Genomic DNA, 18,408 nt, shown 5'->3' with positions numbered 1-18,408 from the left:
CGCAACGCTCTCGCGCCCTGCCGGGCAAGTCTGCCAGCCCGGTGTGAAACACGGGTAAGGCTGGGGGAGTGGCGGGTTCCGGTTGGTTCCCGCCTGTGGACAACCCGGCTCCCGAGGGCTGTTCCCGCCGGTCGGCCACGGGTTCCCCACGCCCGGCGGCCGTATTCCCCCCGCACCGGAGCGTCGAGCGCACCGGCAGTCGTCCACCGCACCATCGGGCGCCGACCGTCCCGACAACCCGGGCAACTGGAATCATCGCTCCATGACACAAGCCGACGGATACCTCCTCGACAACCGCCAGAGCGAGGCCCGGCAGCGCTTCGACGCCTTCGCCGCGCTCTTCGACCCCACCACCTTCCGGCACCTCGAGGCACTGGGTACCGGAGCGGGCCGGCGGTGCTGGGAGGTCGGGGCCGGCGGCACCTCCGTGGTGTCCTGGCTGGCGGGCCAGGTCGGACCGGCGGGCCAGGTCGTCGCCACCGACATCGACACCTCGCTGCTCGCCACGGTTGCCCACGCACCGGTCGAGGTCCGCACCCACGACGTCGGCACTGAGGAGCCGCCGGGGGAGGACTTCGATCTGGTGCACGCCCGGCTGGTGCTGGTCCATGTTCCGGACCGGGAACATGCGTTGCGCTCCATGATCAAGGCACTGCGCCCCGGCGGACGATTGCTGATCGAGGACGCCGACCCCGCTCTCCAGCCCCTGACCTGCCCCTACGAGTACGGACCCGAGCAGCGGCTCGCCAACCGCCTGCGCCAGGGCTTCCGCAAGCTCCTCGCCGAACGCGGCGCCGACCTGTCGTACGGGCGCAAACTCCCGCGGCTGCTCCGCGAGGCCGGACTGCACCAGGTGGCGGCCGAGGCCTACTTCCCCATCGCCTCGCCGGCCTGCACCGCCCTGGAGTCCGCGACGGTCCGCCAGATCCGCGGCCGGCTCGTCACCGCGGGTCTGGCCACCGACGAGGAGATCGACCAGCACCTCGCCAACGTGGCGGCGGGCACCATGGACCTCGCCACCGCCCCGATGATCTCGGCGTGGGGCGTCAAGAAGTAGACCCGCCGGGAGTGGGCCCGCCGGGCAGGGCGCCGGTCCGCCGCCTTCGGCCGCGGTGCCGTGTCAGCCGTGGACGGGCGGTCTGGCGCCCACGCGTTCCACCGCCAGTGCGCCCGCCCGGCAGCCCCGCTCCGCCGCCCGCCGGGGATCCGCACCTGCGACCAGCGCGGCGAGGAACGCCCCGGTGAAGGCGTCACCGGCGCCCGTGGTGTCCCGGGGCGTCGCCGGTTCGGCCGGGACCTGCGCCAGGACGCCACCCGCCCGGGCGACCAGCGCGCCGTCCGCCCCCGCCTTGGCCACCACCAGCGGCACGCGGCGGCTCAACTCCACCGCCGCCTCGGCCGGATCGGACAGCCCTGTCAGCAGACAGGCCTCGTCCCGGCTCGGCAACAGGATGTCCACCCCCTCGACGAGCGCCAGGAAGCTCTCCACGCCCATCGCCACGAGGAACCCCGCCGACGCAGGATCCAGGCTCACCGGCACGCCACGCGCGCGGGCCGCCGCCAGTGCCACCGCCGCCAGTGCCCGGCTCGACTCCGAGAACAGCAGGTAACCCGACAGATGCAGCCGGGCCACCCCGTCGAGCAGCGCGTCCGACCAGTCGGTGGGCTCCAGTCGCAGCGACGCCCCGCTGTCCGTGAGAAAAGTGCGCTCGGCCGAGTGGCCGTTGTCGACCAGGCAGATGACCGTACCCGTCGCGGCCTCGGGATCCACCACGAGGCGTGGCCGCACCCCTGCCGCGACCAGTTCCCGCCGGTGCCACTCGGCGGCGTCCACGCCGACCCGCCCCAGCAGCCGCACCTCCGCACAGCCCGAACGGGCGGCCCAGCAGGCCACGTTCGCACCCGCCCCGCCGGGCACGGTCCGGATCACGGCCACCGTGTCCGTACCGGTCGCGAGCGGCCCCCGGTGCCGGGCGACGACATCCGTGACGACGTCCCCGACGACCAGCAGGGCGCCCTCTTCGGCAGTCGTCACCGCCTGGTCCACGCCGACGCGATCCGGGCCGCCAGCCGTACGTTGCCGCGCACGGCCGCCAGGTTGGCCTCCAGCGAGGCGCCGTCCGTGTGCCTGACCAGATAGTCGAGCAGGAAAGGCGTGACCCCCTGACCGGTGACCCCCTCCCCGTCGCACGCGCGCAGCGCTTCGGCGAGCACCCGCGCGTGCAGTGCGGGATCGAGCTGCTCCGCCTCGGGAACCGGGTTCGCGACGATGAGCGCCGTGTCCGCCGCCTGCAGGGCGTCCTGCGCCCGCATGACCTCGGCGACCTGCGCCGGGGTCTGCAGCGTCCAGTCGACCGGGTGCCCGGAGTCGGACAGGTAGAAGCCGGGGAAACGGTCCGTGCCGTAGCCGGCCACCGCCACCCCCAGGGTCTCCAGACGCTGCAGGGTCGCCGGCACGTCGAGGATCGACTTCACGCCCGCGCACACCACGGTGATCCTGGTGCGTGCCAGCAGACCCAGATCGGCGGACTCGTCCTGGGTCACCGTCCACTGCCGGTGCACCCCGCCGAGACCGCCCGTCGCGAACACCCGGATGCCGGCCAGCGCCGCCAGCTGTGCCGTCGCCGACACGGTGGTCGCCCCGCTCACCCCCGCCGCCACGGCGAGCGGCAGGTCGCGGTGGCCCAGCTTGCGGATCCCGCCCTCGTTGGCGACCCGCTCCAGCTGGTCCTTGGCCAGACCGACTCGGGGCCGCCCGTCCAGCACCGCGATGGTCGCGGGTACCGCACCCTCGCGTCGTACCGCCTCCTCCAGTTCCAGCGCCACCTGAAGATTGCGCGGGCGGGGCAGCCCATGCGCGATGATCGTGGACTCCAGGGCCACCACTGCCCGGCCCGCGCCGAGCGCCTCCCGGACCTCATCCGACACCATCAGCACCACGCGCCTGCCTCCTGTCCGTCGGTCTTCCCTCATCCCTGGCGGGCGGCACACCCGGATAAACGCTTGCGGGCTGTGCGTGACGCCACCAGCCTCAGACGCATGACGCATCACACGGCACGCCTGGACCATGTCGTCGTCTGGGCCGCCGATCCGGCCGCCGCGGCCGGCTTCTACGAGCGGACGCTCGGCCTGGAGCCGCTGAGGCCGGCCGAGTTCACCGCGGGAGAGGCGCCCCTCCCCTCGGTAGGTGTCAACGAGGAGACGGTCCTCGACCTTGCGCCGCACACCCTCGCCGACCGCATGCCGGCACACCCCGGCTCGGCCGGCCAGCCGCTGAACCACATCTGTCTGTCCCTGCCGTCCGACGCGTTCGACGCGCTGCGCGCCCGCCTGGCCGAACACACGGTCCCCATGACCGGCATCCGCCACGACTCCTTCGGTGCCCGGGGCAAGGCCCCGCGCAACTTCTACTTCCGCGATCCGGACGGCAATGTCGTCGAGGTGCGGCACCACGCCTGAGCGCCCCTTGCGCCGGGGCGCCTCAGAACAGCGGCTCGGGCAGGACGCCCTCCAGGGCGAGCAGCTTCCGTTTGGTCTCCAGGCCGCCGCCGAACCCGCCGATGCCGCCGTCGCTCTCCACCACCCGGTGACACGGCACGACCACCGGCAGCGGATTGGCGCCCATCGCCGCGCCCACCGCCTGCGCCGCGCCGGGCTGTCCGACCCGCCCGGCCAGGTCGCCATATCCGACCACGCTGCCGTAGGGCACGCCGGCGGCCAGTTCGCGCAGCACCTGACGGTTGAAGCCGGAGATCAGCGACCAGTCCAGCGGCAGCTCGAAGTCCTGCCGCTCGCCCGCGAAGTACGCCCGCAGCTGACGTACCGCCTCCACCAGCACCGGCGCCGCCGCGTCCTCGACGGGCTCGGCGCCCAGCCGGGCCGCCAGCCGCTCCAGAGTCCGCTCTCGCACCGCGTCCGTGGCGTGGAACACCACGGTGACCAGGCCCTCACGGGTCGCCGCCAACAGCAGCGGACCGATATCGGTGCCCACGACGGCCCACACCACCCGCTGCCCGTACTGCCCTTCGCTGTCCATGCGACCCACCGTACGACCCGCCACCGACAACCCGGTCCGCCCGTTCCGCTCAGCCCGCGCGCAGCGCGGCCCGCACCACGTCAGGCTTGTTGGTGATGATCCCGTCGACGCCGTAGCCGACGGCCTTCCAGGTGGTGGCCGCGTCGTTCACCGTCCAGGTGAAGACGCGCAGGGGCCTGCCGTGCGGACCGTCGAACGAGTGCACGGAGGAGACGTAACCGGCGGAAATGGAGTCCACCGAGGGGTTGACCAGGTCCGTGAATCCCGCGTACCGGCGCAGGGCCGACACGGGCGGTGTGCCGAGGTAGCCGGTCGTCACCGCGGGCCTGAGACCGTGCACGACGCGCAGGCTCTCCGCGCTGAAACTCTGCACGACGATCCGGTCCAGGTGACGGCCGTCCAGCCAGCCCTCGTTCCCCAGCAGGTCGACGATCTGCCGCTCGATGCCGGGATACAGCTCCGGGTTCTTGATCTCCAGGAGCAGTTTCTCGTGGTTGTGCTCGATCCTTCGCATGTACTGCGTGAGCGTGGGCACGCGCGTGCCTGTGCAGGAGGACGAGAACCAGCTGCCCGCGTCCAGCCGGGCGATCTCCGCGGCGGTGAAGTCCTTCACCTTCCACGGCGCCCGGCCGGGGAAGACCTGTTCGACGTTCGTGGTGCGCGCGAGGCTGTCGTCGTGGAGGACCACCAGCCGGCCGTCCCTGGTGCGCTGCACGTCGTTCTCGACCCAGGTGAAGCCCAGCGCGGCCGCCTTGTCGACGGCGGGCAGCGTGTTCTCCGGCGCGTAGGCGGAGGCACCCCGGTGCGCCAGCACCGTGGGCTCGCGGGCGTCGCCGGCCCCGGCGGCGGGCACGGGACTGAGCAGGGCCGCCGTGCCCAGCAGCGCAGTGGTCGTGGCGGCGACGGCACGCGCGTGCATGCGTCCTCCTCATGTCGGCCGAATACGTACAGCACAAGACTGACAGCAAGGAGTCAACGGTGGCCGGGTGCGGGACGGCCACAGATTGAACGGACTTACCCAAGTCCGCTCACTGATGCCTCACAAGTGCGGCAAGGCCGTGTTTCTTTGCCGGAAAATCGTTCGACCATTCCGGTGCGGGTCATACTCTCTGCGTCAACCCTGACCGCTCGGGCGGTCCTGGGACGGGGCGCATATCAAATATTCCGGGACGCAAAGGGTGAAGGGCAGCCACGTATGCAGGGCACGGTCGACGGATTCAGCTACGGGGTCGTCACCCCGCTGGTGGCCTACGTGATGGCCTGCCTCGGCGGTGCCCTCGGGCTGCGCTGCACGACCCGCGCGATGCTGGTGGCACAGTCCTGGCGGCCCGCCTGGCTCGCCCTGGGGTCGGCCGCGATCGGCTCCGGCATATGGACCATGCACTTCGTCGCCATGATGGGGTTCAGCGTCAAGGAGACGCCGGTCCACTACGACAAGACGATCACTTTTGCGAGCCTCGGCCTCGCCATCGTCATGGTGAGTGTCGGGATCTTCATAGTCGGCTACCGGGGTGCCACCGGAACCGCGCTCTTCACGGGCGGCACGATCACGGGCCTGGGCATCGCCTCGATGCACTACCTCGGCATGGCCGGCCTGCGCCTCAACGGGACCCTGGAGTACGACACGCTCACCATGGTCGCGTCGGTCCTGATAGGGGTCGTGGCAGCCACCTCGGCGCTGTGGGCGGCCGGGCGGGTCCGCGGCTTCCTGTGGAGCGTCGGCGCGAGCCTCGTGATGGGACTGGCCGTCAGCGGTATGCACTACACCGGCATGGCCGCCATGACCGTGCACCTCCACCACACCGGTGGCACGCCCCCCGGTGACTCGCCCGCCTCCTTGCTCGCCCCCATGCTGATCGGCCCGCTGGCCTTCCTCTGCCTCGCCGCCGTGGTCGTCGTCCTCGACCCCATGATGATCATCGGCAGGCCCGAGCGGCTCCGCGTCGAGCGCAAGCCGGGTGTCCCGGCCGACGAGGTGACCCACCACCCGAGCCGCCGCCCGCAGCTGCGCATCAGCCGCCAGCAGGGCCACCGCAGCTCCCGCACCCCGCAGATTCGCTGATCAGAGCCGGTTGTCAGTGTGGGGTCGTACGGTTGATGCCATGCGGCCCGTTTCCCACATCGAACGCACGGTGGCGCCTTTCGAGGTCGTCAGCCCGTACCAGCCCAGCGGCGACCAGCCGGCGGCCATCGCCGACCTGGCCAAGCGCGTCGAGGCCGGTGAGAAGGACGTCGTCCTTCTCGGCGCGACCGGCACCGGCAAGTCCGCCACCACCGCGTGGATGATCGAGAAGCTCCAGCGCCCCACCCTGGTGATGGCGCCGAACAAGACCCTGGCCGCCCAGCTGGCCAACGAGTTCCGCGAGCTCCTCCCGAACAACGCGGTCGAGTACTTCGTCTCGTACTACGACTACTACCAGCCCGAGGCGTACGTCCCGCAGTCGGACACCTACATCGAGAAGGACTCCTCGATCAACGAGGAGGTCGAGCGACTGCGCCACTCCGCCACCAACTCGCTGCTCACCCGCCGCGACGTCATCGTGGTCGCCTCCGTGTCCTGCATCTACGGCCTCGGCACACCGCAGGAGTACGTCGACCGGATGGTCCCGCTGCGGGTCGGAGACGAGATCGACCGCGACCTCCTGCTGCGCCGTTTCGTCGACATCCAGTACACGCGCAACGACATGGCGTTCACCCGGGGCACCTTCCGCGTCCGCGGTGACACCATCGAGATCTTCCCGGTCTACGAGGAGCTCGCCGTCCGCATCGAGATGTTCGGCGACGAGATCGAGGCGCTGTCCACGCTGCACCCGCTCACCGGCGAGATCATCAGCGACGACCAGCAGCTGTACGTCTTCCCGGCCTCCCACTACATCGCGGGTCCCGAGCGCCTGGAGCGGGCCGTCAACGACATCGAGAAGGAGATGGCGGAGCGCCTCGCGGAGCTGGAGAAGCAGGGCAAGCTCCTGGAGGCCCAGCGGCTGCGCATGCGCACCACGTACGACATCGAGATGCTCCGCCAGATCGGCACCTGTTCCGGCGTGGAGAACTACTCGATGCACTTCGACGGCCGTTCGCCCGGCTCGCCGCCCAACACCCTGCTCGACTACTTCCCGGACGACTTCCTCCTCGTCATCGACGAGTCGCATGTCACCGTGCCGCAGATCGGCGCCATGTACGAGGGCGACGCCTCCCGTAAGCGCACCCTCGTGGACCACGGTTTCCGGCTGCCCTCCGCCCTGGACAACCGCCCCCTGAAGTGGGAGGAGTTCCAGGAGCGCATCGGGCAGGCCGTGTACCTGTCGGCCACCCCCGGCACCTATGAGCTGTCGCGCGGGGACGGCGTCGTCGAACAGATCATCCGCCCCACCGGCCTCGTCGACCCGGAGGTCGTCGTCAAGCCCACCGAGGGCCAGATCGACGACCTGGTGCACGAGATCCGCAAGCGCACCGAGAAGGACGAGCGGGTCCTGGTCACCACCCTCACCAAGAAGATGGCCGAGGACCTCACCGACTACTTCCTCGAACTCGGCATCCAGGTGCGCTATCTGCACAGCGACGTCGACACCCTGCGCCGCGTCGAGCTGCTGCGCGAGCTGCGCTCCGGCGAGTACGACGTCCTGGTCGGCATCAACCTGCTGCGTGAGGGCCTCGACCTGCCCGAGGTGTCCCTGGTGGCCATCCTCGACGCCGACAAGGAAGGCTTCCTGCGCTCCGGCACCTCGCTCATCCAGACCATCGGCCGCGCCGCGCGCAATGTCTCCGGCCAGGTCCACATGTACGCCGACAAGATCACCCCGGCGATGGAGCGGGCCATCGACGAGACCAACCGCCGCCGGGAGAAGCAGGTCGCCTACAACACGGCCAACGGCATCGACCCGCAGCCGCTGCGCAAGAAGATCAACGACATCGTCGCGCAGATCGCCCGCGAAGAGGTCGACACCGAACAGCTGCTCGGCACGGGCTACCGGGGGCAGAAGGACGGCAAGGCGGCCAAGGCACCCGTTCCGGCCCTGGGCGGCAAGGCGGCGAAGGGGGCGAAGGCGGGCAAGGCCGCCAAGGGCAAGGCGAAGGAAACGGTGCCGACCGACCGTCCGGCGGCCGAACTCGCTGAGCAGATCGAGGAGATGACGGAGCGTATGCGTGCCGCCGCCGCGGATCTGCAGTTCGAGATCGCGGCCCGGCTGCGTGACGAGGTCTCCGAGATGAAGAAGGAACTGCGCCAGATGAGGGAGGCGGGCCTGGCCTGACCACCGGGTCGCCGCCGGACCCCGGTAAGGACGCGAAGTGTTGCAACACCGACACAAACCGCGGACCGGGGTTCGGCACTGTCAGCGGCGCTGCATAGGGTTTTGGACAACCGCGCACTCCGCGGCAACCGGGGACATCCGACGAGGGGACAGCAGCCGTGACCGTCAACATGACCAAGGGTCAGGCCATCAGCCTGGAGAAGAAGGACGGCGGCTCCCTGAGCGCGGTCCGCATGGGTCTTGGTTGGAAGGCGGCACCCCGCCGCGGGCTGTTCGGTTCGCGCACCCGGGAGATCGACCTGGACGCCTCGGCAGTGCTGTTCGCCGACAAGCAGCCCGTCGACGTCGTGTTCTTCCGTCACCTGGTGAGCGACGACGGCTCCGTCCGGCACACGGGCGACAACCTCGTCGGCGGCGCGGGACACGGCGGCGACGACGAGGCCATCCTCGTCGACCTCGCGCGCGTCCCGGTCCACATCGACCAGATCGTCTTCACCGTCAACTCCTTCACCGGCCAGACCTTCCAGGAAGTGCAGAACGCCTTCTGCCGGCTGGTCGACGAGACCAACGGCCAGGAACTCGCGCGCTACACGCTCGACGGCGGCGGCGAGTACACCGCCCAGATCATGGCGAAGGTGCACCGGTCCGGCTCGGGCTGGACGCTGACGGCCCTGGGTGTGCCGGCCAAGGGCCGTACCTTCCAGGACCTGGTGCCCACGATCCTGCCGGTCCTCTAGGAGCGCCCCGCGGCCCGCGGCGCACGACGACACGACACACAGGGGGACACGGGCGATGTCGGCCGAATTGACGCGCGGGCAGAACCATCCGCTTCCGCGGAACCGGATCGAGATCCGGATCTCGGCCGACGTGCCGGTCGTTGCAGGGGCCACCCTCACCGATGACACCGGCCGGGTACGGGACGCCGACGGGGTGGCCCACCCGGGCGCACCCACGCTGCCCGGGATCGAGGTCCCCAGGCAGGCGGCCGCCGAACACCGGCTCGCCGTCGACCTCGACGCCCTGCCCGAGACCGTGCACCGGGTCAGCGTCCTGATCGCCCTGCCCGCCGCACCCGGCGGCCCGCTCCGCTTCGGCGCGGTCGCCGCGCCGCGCGCCGCCGTCACCAGTCTCGACGGCACCGAGATCGCCGGCTACACCCTCGCCGGCCTGGACGCCGAGTCGGCGGTCGTGGCCCTGGAGCTCTACCGCCGCCAGGGCGCCTGGAAGATCCGCGCGGTGGGCCAGGGTTACGCGCAGGGCCTCACCGCGCTCCTGACCGACCAGGGTCTGCCGCAGGCCGCCGAGCTCGCCCGCGATATCGAGGAGGCGGTGGCACGCGGCGTGGCCCGGGCGGTCCCGGTGCCCGCGGACACCGGCCGCTCCCGCCCCACGGCCGCCTCCGTCGCCGGTCCGGACGCGTCCGGCACCGTCGCAGGGTCCCCGTACGACGTCCAGGCCCCCGCCGGCGGGCGGTCCCCGGCACCAGAGGAACGCGCTGCCGCCGAGGCTGCGGCACCCGCCGACGGCCCCGTCGACCACACGCATCCCAAGCGCCGCCGGCAGTCCGTGCCCACGGTCCCGGAGGCGCCCACCCCGGCTCCGCCGGCTCCGGCCGACGGACCCGTGCCGCCCGTCGCGGGCGATGCGGTCGGCTGGTCCATGGACGAGCGGCTGTACAACCAGGTCTGGGGCATGTTCGAGGACCTGGCCCGCTCCACCGCCGCCTACCGCAGCGCCGTCGACTTCGCCGAGTCCCGGATGGAGAAGGATCTCGACCAGGTCCTCGCCGACCCGCGTAACCGCCTGGGCTCGGCGGGCGACGCCGCACGCGAGGCGGCCCGCGCCCGGCGGGCTCAACTGGTCGACCAGGCCCAGGCGGTCCTCGACCGCGACCTGACCCAGCTCACCGCCGAGTCCGAGGTCGTCGAGCCCGCCCTGCCACCGGCGTACGCACGGTGGGACAACCCTGTCTGGCACGCCTACCGGGTACCGACGGACATGCCGATGGCCGTGCGCCTGGGCGACCTCCACCTCGCCGAGAGCGATCCGCTGCGCATTCCGCTGCTGGTCCGGTTGCCGCTGGAGCGGGGTCTGTGGATGGACAGCGGCCTCACCTCGACTCCCGACGGCGGCTTTCCCGACGCCGGTGAGCTGAGGCACCTTGCTCTGGACACGGCGGTGGCGCTCGCGGCCCGGCTGCTCGCCGTGCACCCGGCCGGTGAGTTCGGCGTGCAGGTCATCGATCCGGCCGGTTCGGGCGCCGCCGCACTCGCCTCGCTGACGGGAGCCGGCGTACTGGCCGGGCCGCCCGCGACCGGCGCGGCCGGGGTGGCGGAGGTGCTGGGCCGGCTGACCGAGCGCGTCGACCTGGTGCGGATGGCCGTACGCGGTGGCGCGGCGGACGCCCTGCCGCCCGGCCTGGACACCTCACGGCACCTGCTGATCGTCAACGAGTTCCCGCACGGTTTCGACGAACGAGCCGTCACGCAGCTGAGGTATCTCGCGGATGAAGGTCCGGACGCCGGTGTCCATCTCCTGCTGGTCGCCGACCGCGAGGACGCCGCCGCCTACGGACCGTTGCTCGATCCACTGTGGCGTTCACTGATGCGACTCACGCCGGTGCCGGACGACCACCTGGCCGACCCGTGGGTGGGGCATGCCTGGACGTACGAGCCCTGCCGTGTGCCTCCCGGCAGCCAGGTGCTCCAGCACGTGCTCCGCCAGGTCGCGATCGCTTGTACCAAGCGTATGTAAAGTCCTCTGACCAGCCAATTCGCCCTCCCCTTTACCTGGCGCTTTACCAATCCTTGGTGATTGGGGTACTGTTTTCCTCACGGAGGGGAGTACTCCCTGTCTGCTGCGGCGTACCCGTCAATACGGATCCGACCGGATCCCGGGGCGTCGGCCCGTCTCGGGTGGAAGAGACCTCCGGCAGCGACAACGCTGACCCTTTGCCATTCACAAACCGGAGGCGCAGTGGATGTGTCCGTGACCCTTTGGGTCCTCACCATCTTGGGGCTGGCAGCCCTCATCGGGGCCGACTTCTTCATCGGCCGCAAACCTCACGACGTGTCCATCAAGGAAGCCGGGATCTGGACCGTCGTCTGGATCGCCCTGGCCGGACTCTTCGGCATCGGCCTGTTCCTCTTCGGTGGCGGCCGGCCCGCCGGTGAGTTCTTCGCGGGCTACATCACCGAGAAGTCGCTGAGCGTCGACAACCTCTTCGTCTTCGTCCTGATCATGGCGAAGTTCGCCGTGCCCTCGCAGTACCAGCAGCGGGTGCTGCTGGTCGGCGTCCTCATAGCCCTGGTCCTGCGGGCGATCTTCATCGCCGCGGGCGCCGCGATCCTCGCCAGCTTCTCGTGGGTGTTCTTCCTGTTCGGCGCCTTCCTCATCTGGACCGCCTGGAAGCTGATCCAGGAGGCCCGCGCCGACGAGGAGGAAGAGGAGTTCGAGGAGAACAAACTGCTCAAGGCCGCGGAGCGCAGGTTCGGCGTGGCCGACCGGTACCACGGCACCAAGCTGTGGATCCAGCAGAACGGCAAGCGGGTCATGACCCCGATGCTGGTCGTGATGCTTGCGATCGGTTCGACCGACGTCCTGTTCGCGCTGGACTCCATCCCTGCGATCTTCGGTCTCACGCAGGACCCGTACATCGTCTTCACGGCCAACGCCTTCGCGCTGATGGGTCTGCGGCAGCTGTACTTCCTCATCGGCGGACTGCTGAGGAAGCTGGTCCATCTGTCGTACGGTCTGTCGATCATCCTCGGCTTCATCGGTGTGAAGCTCGTGCTGCACGCTCTGCACGAGTCCGGTGTGCACGTCCCGGAGATCAGCATCCCGGTCTCGCTCGGCGTGATCTGCGCGGTTCTGATCGTCACCACGATCACCAGCCTGAGGGCCTCCGGGAAGCAGGCGGCCGAGGCGGCGCGGGGCCGGAGCGAAGGCGCTCCGAAGGACAGTGTCGACGTCTGACCACGTCGGACGTAGGACCACCCCGTGGAGCGGTGCGCAGCGCATTGCCGACCCACCGCTCCCGGTGCTTCGCCGGGTGGCGGAGTGTCCCCGACCGGGAGTGCCGCCACCTGGTGGAGGCAACCGTGACATTCGCCCAGATCGTCGACTTCGAGACCGACCGCATCGACGAGATGAGGGCCCTCGCCGACGAGTTGGGCAGCCAGCACGCCGGCGGCGAGAACAGCCCGATGCGCCGACTGATCCTCAGGGACCGGAGCCGGCCGGGCCGCTACCTGGGCGTGATCGAGTTCAACTGGGGCCGTACCGCGCCGGCGGCAGGCCCCCGGTACCCGAAAGGACCGGAATGCGAACCCAGTACGCCTCTGTCACCATCGCTGCATGATCATTCGGCTCAGGTCGCTCACCACCCAGTGGACGTTCCTCGTGCCGGTGCTCGCGGTCGTCCTGCTCCTGTTCACCTGGGGCCGCGATCTGTCGGGCGCGGTCGTCGCACTGGTGACCGTGGTACTCGCCGGATCCGTCCTCGCCGCCGTCCACCATGCCGAGGTCGTCGCCCACCGTGTCGGCGAACCCTTCGGCTCCCTGGTCCTCGCCATCGCCGTCACGATCATCGAGGTGGCCCTGATCGTCACCCTCATGGTCGACGGCGGTGACAAGAGCTCCACCCTGGCCCGGGACACCGTCTTCGCCGCCGTGATGATCACTTGCAACGGCATCGTCGGCGTCTGTCTCCTCGTCGCCTCCTTGCGCCACGGCACCGCGGTCTTCAACCCCGAGGGCACCGGCGCCGCCCTCGCCACCGTGGCCACCCTGGCCACACTCAGCCTGGTCCTGCCGACCTTCACCACCAGCAAACCGGGTCCGGAGTTCTCCGGAGTACAGCTGACCTTCGCGGCCCTGTCCTCACTGATCCTGTACGGCCTGTTCGTCGCCACCCAGACCGTGCGGCACCGCGACTACTTCCTTCCGATCACCAGGCAGGGCGAGGTGATCGACGGCGACGACCACGCCGATGCCCCCTCCGCGCTCACCGCCTGGATCAGCCTCGGACTGCTGGGCCTCGCCCTCGTCGGCGTCGTCGGTCTGGCCAAGGGCGTGTCACCGACCATCGAGTCCGGTGTGCAGGCGGCCGGACTGCACCAAGCCGTCGTCGGTGTGATCATCGCCCTGCTGGTGCTGCTCCCCGAGACCATCGCCGCCCTGCGCGCCGCCCGCCGCGACCGCGTGCAGACCAGCCTCAACCTGGCGCTGGGCTCGGCCATGGCCAGCATCGGCCTGACCATACCGGCCGTCGCGCTCGCCTCCATCTGGCTCACCGGCCCGCTGCTCCTCGGTCTCGGCGCGACCCACATGCTGCTGCTCGCGCTCACCGTGGTGGTCAGCTCCCTCACGGTCGTGCCGGGCCGGGCCACGCCGCTCCAGGGCGGCGTCCACCTGGTGCTGTTCGCCGCCTACCTGGAGCTGGCGATCAACCCGTAGACGCCGCACTCAGCCGGTGACCGGCTCGGCCGCCGCCACCGGCACCGGGCGCGTCTCCGGCAGCAGTGCGAAGCAGCCGAGGCTCAGCAGCGCGATCGCCGTCAGATAGGTCCCCACGGCCCACGGCACGCGCCCGCTGTGCTCCGCCAGCGCTGTCGCGACGATCGGAGTGAGCGCGCCCCCGAGCACCCCGCCGAGGTTGTAGCCGACAGCGGCACCGGTGCAGCGCACCCGGGGCTCGTAGAGCTCCGGCAGATAGGCGGCGACGACCGCGAACATGGCGATGAAGGCGATCAGCGCGCCCGTGAACCCGAGGAACATCAGCAGGGGTTCACCGGTCGCCAGCAGCGCGACCATCGGGAACATCCACAGCGCCGAGGCCGTGCACCCCGCGAGACACAGCGGCCGTCGTCCGTAGCGGTCGCCGAGCAGGGCCATCACCGGCGTGAGCGAGCCCTTCACCACCACGGCGGCCATGATGCAGACGAGCATGACGGTACGGCTCACCCCGAGCCGTTCCGTCCCGTACGCCAGCGACCAGGTGGTCACCGCGTAGAACACCGCGTACCCGACCGCGAGTGCCCCTGCCGTCAGCAGCACCGTCCGCCAGTGATGGCGTACGGCCTCGGCGATCGGCACGCGCGCGTGGTCGTCGAGCTCCAGGAACCTCGGGCTCTCGGCCAGCGACGAACGCAGCCACAGCCCGCTCAGCGCCAGCGCCCCCGCCGCCCAGAACGGCACCCGCCAGCCCCACTGCGCGAACTGCGCTTCGGACAGCGACGCGGACAGCGCCAGCATCACGCCGTTGGCGAGCAGAAACCCGACGGCAGGGCCGATCTGAGGAAAGCTGGACCACAGGGCGCGCCGCCCGGGCGGCGCGTGCTCCGCGGCGAGCAGCACCGCCCCGCCCCACTCCCCGCCGAGTCCCAGCCCCTGCAGGAAGCGCAGCACGAGCAGCAGCACAGGCGCGGCGACGCCGATCGTGCCGTACGCCGGCAGGCAGCCGACCGCGACCGTCGAGGCGCCGGTCAGCAGCAGGGACGAGACCAGGACCGGACGCCGGCCGCGCCGGTCTCCGATATGCCCGAACAGCACCGAGCCCAGCGGGCGGGCCACGAACCCCACGCCGAACGTACCGAAAGCCGCCAGCGTCCCCGCGAGCGGTGAGAACGTCGGGAAGAACAGCGGCCCCAGGACGAGCGCCGCGGCTGTGCCGTAGACGAAGAAGTCGTAGAACTCGATGGCGGTCCCGGCGAGCGAGGCGGCCGCCAGCCGCAGCATCGAGGGAACCCTTACGGTGCGTACATCGCGCATGCCGCGTCAACTACCCAGGGTGACCGTCCGTTACGGGGGCGCACGGCGCCCTTCGCGGGCGCCTCGGCGCACCGTGATAAACCGGTCTGACCCGCGGTCCGCCCAGGGCCGCTCATCGTCCGAACGGACCGGAGGAAGCGTGCCCCGCACCCTGGCCAACGCCCCGATCATGATCCTCAACGGGCCCAACCTGAACCTGCTCGGCCAGCGTCAGCCCGAGATCTACGGCTCCGACACGCTCGCCGACGTCGAGGCCCTCTGCGTCAAGGCGGCGGCCGCGCACGGCGGCACCGTGGACTTCCGGCAGTCCAACCACGAGGGCGAACTGGTCGACTGGATCCACGAGGCGCGCCTGAACCACTGCGGGATCGTCATCAACCCGGGCGCCTACTCGCACACCTCGGTCGCCATCCTGGATGCCCTCAACACCTGCGACGGGATGCCCGTGTTGGAGGTCCACATCTCCAACATCCACAAGCGCGAGTCGTTCCGGCACCACTCCTATGTCTCCCTGCGTGCCGACGGGGTGATCGCCGGATGCGGTGTGCAGGGCTATGTGTTCGGCGTCGAGCGGGTGGCGGCGCTGGCCGGCGCGGCCACCGCCGACGCCTGACGCCTCAGAGCCGTCCGGCCTCCACGATCCGCCGCAGGAAGCGCCGGGTGCGCTCCTGCCGCGGATCGCCGAACACCTGCTCGGGGCTGCCGCGTTCGAGCACGACACCGCCGTCGAGGAAGCAGACCTGGTCGGCGACGTCCCGTGCGAAGCCCATCTCGTGCGTCGCCAGCACCATGGTCATGCCCTCGTCCTTCAGGCCGCGGACCACGGCGAGTACCTCGCCGACCAGCTCCGGGTCGAGGGCGGCGGTGACCTCGTCGAGCAGCAGCAGCCGGGGCCGTACCGCCAGGGCGCGCACGATCGCCACCCGCTGCTGCTGACCGCCGCTCAGCCGGTCCGGGTAGGCGCCCGTCCTGTCACCCAGTCCGAGGCGCTCCAGGAGCTCCCGGGCCCGTTCCTCGGCCTCCGCGCGGGAGACGCCGTGCACCCGGCGCGGTGCCAGGGTGATGTTGTCCAGCACGGTCATGTGCGGGAAGAGGTTGTACGACTGGAAGACCACGCCGATGCGGCGGCGTACCGCGTCCCGGTCCGCGCGCGGAGCGGTGATCTCCTCGCCGTCCAGCCAGATCGCGCCGTCGTCTATCTCCTCGAGGAGGTTGGCACAGCGCAGCAGCGTCGACTTGCCGGAGCCGGACGCCCCGATCAGCGCGGTCACCGTGTGCGGGGCGACCGCCAGGTCCACGTCGCGCAGCACCACCGAACCGCCGAATGTCTTGCGGACAGACTCCATGCGCAGGACAGGTGCGTCGTTCATATGGATCCTCCCTGGGCCCGCTGCCGGTCCATCCGTGCCGTCACCCAGTCCGTGAAGCGGGTCATCGGGATGGTCAGCGCCACGAAGACCAGCCCGGCGACGATGTACGGCGTGTAGTTGAGACTGCGGCCCACGATGATGTCCGCCGCCCGTACGGCGTCGATCGCGCCGCCGATCGACACGAGACCGGTGTCCTTCTGGAGCGACACCAGGTCGTTCAGCAGCGGCGGAACCTGACGCCGTACCGCCTGCGGAAGCACGACGTGGCGCAGTGCCTGCCGGTTGCTGAGGCCGAGGGAGCGGGCCGCCGCGCGCTGCGAGGGGTGAACGGACTCGATGCCGGCGCGGAACACCTCGGCCACATAGGCGGAGTACGTCAGCGTCAGCGCGGTACCGCCCAGCAGCACCGGATCGACCGTCACGCCCTGGAGGCGCAGCGCCGGGACGCCCAGCACCACGATCATCAGGTTGATCAGCAGCGGCAGCCCGCGGAAGAAGTCGGTGTACGCCGCTGCGAGCGCACGCAGCGGGAAGAACACCGGCCCGCGCAGCGTACGCGCGATGGCGATCAGCATGCCGAGGACGAGTACGGCGGCGCCGCAGACGAGCAGCAGCCGGACGTTCAGCCACAGCCCTTCGAGGACCTTCGGCAACGCCTCGCGCGCGTACTGCCCGTTGAAGAACGTCTCCCTGGTGCGCGGCCAGCCGGGCGCGTTCACGACGACCAGGTAGAGCACGGCCGCCGTGACCAGCGTCGAGAGGGCGGCGATCGCGGTGGCGCGCCGGGCGCGGACCCGCCTGTGGCGCTCCCGCTCCAGCCGCCGTTCGGAGGGCGTGTAGCCGTCGTCCGCGTGCGCGGACATGCCGCTCGTGCCGTCCGCGCCCTCCCGTCCGGGCCCGTCCTCGGTGACGGTCACTTGAGCACCGGGGCGTCGACCGCGTCGGACAGCCACTGCTGCTCGATCTTCGCCAGTGTGCCGTCCCGCCGCAGGGCGTCCACCGCGCTCGTGACGCACGAGGTGAGCGCGCTGCCCTTGTCGAGGACCAGACCGAACTGCTCGGGCGCGCGGCCCTGGTTCTCGAACTGGCCGACGACCTCCGCGTTCGTCACCTCGGCCGAGGTGATGTAGAAGGCGGTCGGCAGGTCGACCACGATCGCGTCCACCTGGCCGTTCTTCAGCGCCGACTTGGCCTGGTCGTTCTTGGCGTACACGGCGGGCTGCTGCGACGGCTTCACCACGTCGGTGATGTACTCGAGGCTGGTGGTGCCGACCTGGGCTCCCAGCTTCAGCCCCTTCAGATCCGCGATACCCGTCGCCTTCGCGGCCTTGCTGCCCTTGAGCGCGATGACCGCCTGACGGACGTCGTAGTAACCCGACGAGAAGTCCACGGCCTTCTTGCGCTCGGCGCTGATGGACACCTGGTTGATGTCGAAGTCGAAGGTCTTCGCACCGGGCGCGAACGCCTTGTTGAACGGCACGCTCTGCCAGACGACCGCACTCTTGTCATAACCCAGTTGCTTCGCGACGGCGTACGCGACCGCTGACTCGAACCCCTCGCCGTCGGCCGGCTTGTCGTCCTTGAACCACGGCTCGTAGGCCGGTTCGTCCGTCGCGATCGTCAGCTTGCCGGAGGTCCGGGTCGTCAACTTACCCCTGGCGCAGGTGGTTCGGTCCGACGAGGAAGATCCGCCGGACGCCTTCTCCTCCGGCTGCGGAGCGCAGCCGACAGCGGTGGCGAGCAGGGCTATGGTGGCGGCGGCGACAGCGCTGCGCAGTGCGCTCGGGGCAGGATGCATGGCCGGAGAGTGACAGCGAACGCCGCGTATGTCCAGGTCAAAGGGTTACCTGTCCGCATGCTGGGAACCGGTGTTGCGGTCGTGTGAACGGTGCCCGCTGCGGGTTGCGGGGCGACCCCGCCAGGGCCGCCGGTCGAGGGCGGGGAATGATGACCGGCGGCCCGTACCGCGCAGGAGCCGTCA

The 18,408-nt window shown here is 70.6% G+C and carries 17 protein-coding genes; 9 read left to right on the top strand and 8 right to left on the bottom strand.

Annotation, left to right across the window (positions count from 1 at the left end; translation table 11 throughout):
• The first annotated feature begins 262 nt into the window (after positions 1–262).
• Entirely contained in the window at positions 263–1,057 is a 795-nt protein-coding gene (locus ACZ4O3_RS16345) for a methyltransferase domain-containing protein (RefSeq protein ID WP_467722614.1), read from the top strand.
• 63 nt (positions 1,058–1,120) lie between these two features.
• On the opposite strand, the gene ACZ4O3_RS16340 is transcribed toward ACZ4O3_RS16345, so the two are convergent.
• Both ACZ4O3_RS16340 and ACZ4O3_RS16335 read right to left on the bottom strand, forming a co-directional pair.
• The gene (locus ACZ4O3_RS16340; protein ID WP_467722612.1) at positions 1,121–2,035 is read right to left on the bottom strand and encodes a carbohydrate kinase family protein; all 915 of its coding nucleotides are present in this window, start codon (positions 2,033–2,035) and stop codon (positions 1,121–1,123) included.
• Entirely contained in the window at positions 2,032–2,940 is a 909-nt protein-coding gene (locus ACZ4O3_RS16335) for a pseudouridine-5'-phosphate glycosidase (RefSeq protein ID WP_362731940.1), read from the bottom strand. Before ACZ4O3_RS16335 ends, ACZ4O3_RS16340 begins: the two co-directional genes overlap by 4 nt.
• Before the next feature lie 99 nt (positions 2,941–3,039).
• Here ACZ4O3_RS16335 and ACZ4O3_RS16330 point away from each other — a divergent pair, with 99 nt between their 5' ends.
• A complete protein-coding gene (locus ACZ4O3_RS16330) occupies positions 3,040–3,459 on the top strand; it encodes a VOC family protein (RefSeq protein ID WP_467722610.1) in 420 nt (139 codons plus the stop codon).
• Positions 3,460–3,481: 22 nt separating this feature from the next.
• On the opposite strand, the gene ACZ4O3_RS16325 is transcribed toward ACZ4O3_RS16330, so the two are convergent.
• Positions 3,482–4,036: a methylated-DNA--[protein]-cysteine S-methyltransferase gene (locus ACZ4O3_RS16325; protein WP_467722608.1), complete on the bottom strand. Its 555-nt coding sequence runs from the start codon at positions 4,034–4,036 to the stop codon at positions 3,482–3,484.
• A 49-nt stretch (positions 4,037–4,085) separates the two neighbouring features.
• Positions 4,086–4,955: a glycerophosphodiester phosphodiesterase gene (locus ACZ4O3_RS16320; protein ID WP_362714955.1), complete on the bottom strand. Its 870-nt coding sequence runs from the start codon at positions 4,953–4,955 to the stop codon at positions 4,086–4,088.
• 276 nt (positions 4,956–5,231) lie between these two features.
• Here ACZ4O3_RS16320 and ACZ4O3_RS16315 point away from each other — a divergent pair, with 276 nt between their 5' ends.
• From ACZ4O3_RS16315 to ACZ4O3_RS16290, 6 genes are all read left to right on the top strand, one after another.
• The gene (locus ACZ4O3_RS16315) at positions 5,232–6,098 is read left to right on the top strand and encodes an MHYT domain-containing protein (protein ID WP_467722606.1); all 867 of its coding nucleotides are present in this window, start codon (positions 5,232–5,234) and stop codon (positions 6,096–6,098) included.
• Positions 6,099–6,138: 40 nt separating this feature from the next.
• Positions 6,139–8,286: an excinuclease ABC subunit UvrB gene (uvrB, locus tag ACZ4O3_RS16310; RefSeq protein WP_362714949.1), complete on the top strand. Its 2,148-nt coding sequence runs from the start codon at positions 6,139–6,141 to the stop codon at positions 8,284–8,286.
• A gap of 158 nt (positions 8,287–8,444) precedes the next feature.
• The gene (locus tag ACZ4O3_RS16305) at positions 8,445–9,023 is read left to right on the top strand and encodes a TerD family protein (RefSeq protein WP_362714946.1); all 579 of its coding nucleotides are present in this window, start codon (positions 8,445–8,447) and stop codon (positions 9,021–9,023) included.
• A gap of 55 nt (positions 9,024–9,078) precedes the next feature.
• Positions 9,079–11,040: a TerD family protein gene (locus ACZ4O3_RS16300; protein WP_467722604.1), complete on the top strand. Its 1,962-nt coding sequence runs from the start codon at positions 9,079–9,081 to the stop codon at positions 11,038–11,040.
• 222 nt (positions 11,041–11,262) lie between these two features.
• The gene (locus ACZ4O3_RS16295; RefSeq protein ID WP_362719114.1) at positions 11,263–12,261 is read left to right on the top strand and encodes a TerC/Alx family metal homeostasis membrane protein; all 999 of its coding nucleotides are present in this window, start codon (positions 11,263–11,265) and stop codon (positions 12,259–12,261) included.
• A 381-nt stretch (positions 12,262–12,642) separates the two neighbouring features.
• On the top strand, positions 12,643–13,743 hold the full coding sequence (locus tag ACZ4O3_RS16290; protein ID WP_362719120.1) for a calcium:cation antiporter: 1,101 nt from the start codon (positions 12,643–12,645) through the stop codon (positions 13,741–13,743).
• Between the two features lie 9 nt (positions 13,744–13,752).
• On the opposite strand, the gene ACZ4O3_RS16285 is transcribed toward ACZ4O3_RS16290, so the two are convergent.
• Complete coding sequence (locus ACZ4O3_RS16285) at positions 13,753–15,057, bottom strand: MFS transporter (protein WP_467722602.1); 1,305 nt, start codon at positions 15,055–15,057, stop codon at positions 13,753–13,755.
• A 139-nt stretch (positions 15,058–15,196) separates the two neighbouring features.
• Here ACZ4O3_RS16285 and aroQ point away from each other — a divergent pair, with 139 nt between their 5' ends.
• Positions 15,197–15,670 carry a type II 3-dehydroquinate dehydratase gene (aroQ, locus tag ACZ4O3_RS16280; protein ID WP_362731057.1) on the top strand — a complete coding sequence of 158 codons (474 nt, stop codon included), beginning with the start codon at positions 15,197–15,199 and terminating at the stop codon, positions 15,668–15,670.
• 4 nt (positions 15,671–15,674) lie between these two features.
• Here aroQ and ACZ4O3_RS16275 read toward each other — a convergent pair whose 3' ends face one another.
• From ACZ4O3_RS16275 to ACZ4O3_RS16265, 3 genes are read right to left on the bottom strand one after another with little or no spacing between them, the layout of a single operon-like run.
• On the bottom strand, positions 15,675–16,427 hold the full coding sequence (locus tag ACZ4O3_RS16275; protein ID WP_362731055.1) for an amino acid ABC transporter ATP-binding protein: 753 nt from the start codon (positions 16,425–16,427) through the stop codon (positions 15,675–15,677).
• Positions 16,424–17,344: an amino acid ABC transporter permease gene (locus ACZ4O3_RS16270; protein ID WP_467722600.1), complete on the bottom strand. Its 921-nt coding sequence runs from the start codon at positions 17,342–17,344 to the stop codon at positions 16,424–16,426. The genes ACZ4O3_RS16275 and ACZ4O3_RS16270 overlap by 4 nt, the downstream gene beginning before the upstream one ends.
• Positions 17,341–18,225, bottom strand: a complete 885-nt coding sequence (locus ACZ4O3_RS16265) for an ABC transporter substrate-binding protein (protein WP_362732870.1) — start codon at positions 18,223–18,225, stop codon at positions 17,341–17,343. The genes ACZ4O3_RS16270 and ACZ4O3_RS16265 overlap by 4 nt, the downstream gene beginning before the upstream one ends.
• Positions 18,226–18,408: the final 183 nt, after the last annotated feature.

This window comes from Streptomyces sp. NPDC026515, assembly GCF_055567595.1.
Note: the sequence above shows the minus strand (reverse complement) of the source record. Positions and strands in the feature narration are given on the sequence as shown.

What these genes read in the sequence shown, in the direction of transcription:
- ACZ4O3_RS16300 (WP_467722604.1), top strand. Translation starts at nt 9,079, where the DNA reads ATGTCGGCCGAATTGACGCGCGGGCAGAACCATCCGCTTCCGCGGAAC.
- ACZ4O3_RS16345 (WP_467722614.1), top strand. Translation starts at nt 263, where the DNA reads ATGACACAAGCCGACGGATACCTCCTCGACAACCGCCAGAGCGAGGCC.
- uvrB (WP_362714949.1), top strand. Translation starts at nt 6,139, where the DNA reads ATGCGGCCCGTTTCCCACATCGAACGCACGGTGGCGCCTTTCGAGGTC.
- ACZ4O3_RS16275 (WP_362731055.1), bottom strand. Translation starts at nt 16,427, where the DNA reads ATGAACGACGCACCTGTCCTGCGCATGGAGTCTGTCCGCAAGACATTC.
- ACZ4O3_RS16315 (WP_467722606.1), top strand. Translation starts at nt 5,232, where the DNA reads ATGCAGGGCACGGTCGACGGATTCAGCTACGGGGTCGTCACCCCGCTG.
- ACZ4O3_RS16330 (WP_467722610.1), top strand. Translation starts at nt 3,040, where the DNA reads ATGACGCATCACACGGCACGCCTGGACCATGTCGTCGTCTGGGCCGCC.
- ACZ4O3_RS16285 (WP_467722602.1), bottom strand. Translation starts at nt 15,057, where the DNA reads ATGCGCGATGTACGCACCGTAAGGGTTCCCTCGATGCTGCGGCTGGCG.
- ACZ4O3_RS16320 (WP_362714955.1), bottom strand. Translation starts at nt 4,955, where the DNA reads ATGCACGCGCGTGCCGTCGCCGCCACGACCACTGCGCTGCTGGGCACG.
- ACZ4O3_RS16265 (WP_362732870.1), bottom strand. Translation starts at nt 18,225, where the DNA reads ATGCATCCTGCCCCGAGCGCACTGCGCAGCGCTGTCGCCGCCGCCACC.
- ACZ4O3_RS16290 (WP_362719120.1), top strand. Translation starts at nt 12,643, where the DNA reads ATGATCATTCGGCTCAGGTCGCTCACCACCCAGTGGACGTTCCTCGTG.
- ACZ4O3_RS16325 (WP_467722608.1), bottom strand. Translation starts at nt 4,036, where the DNA reads ATGGACAGCGAAGGGCAGTACGGGCAGCGGGTGGTGTGGGCCGTCGTG.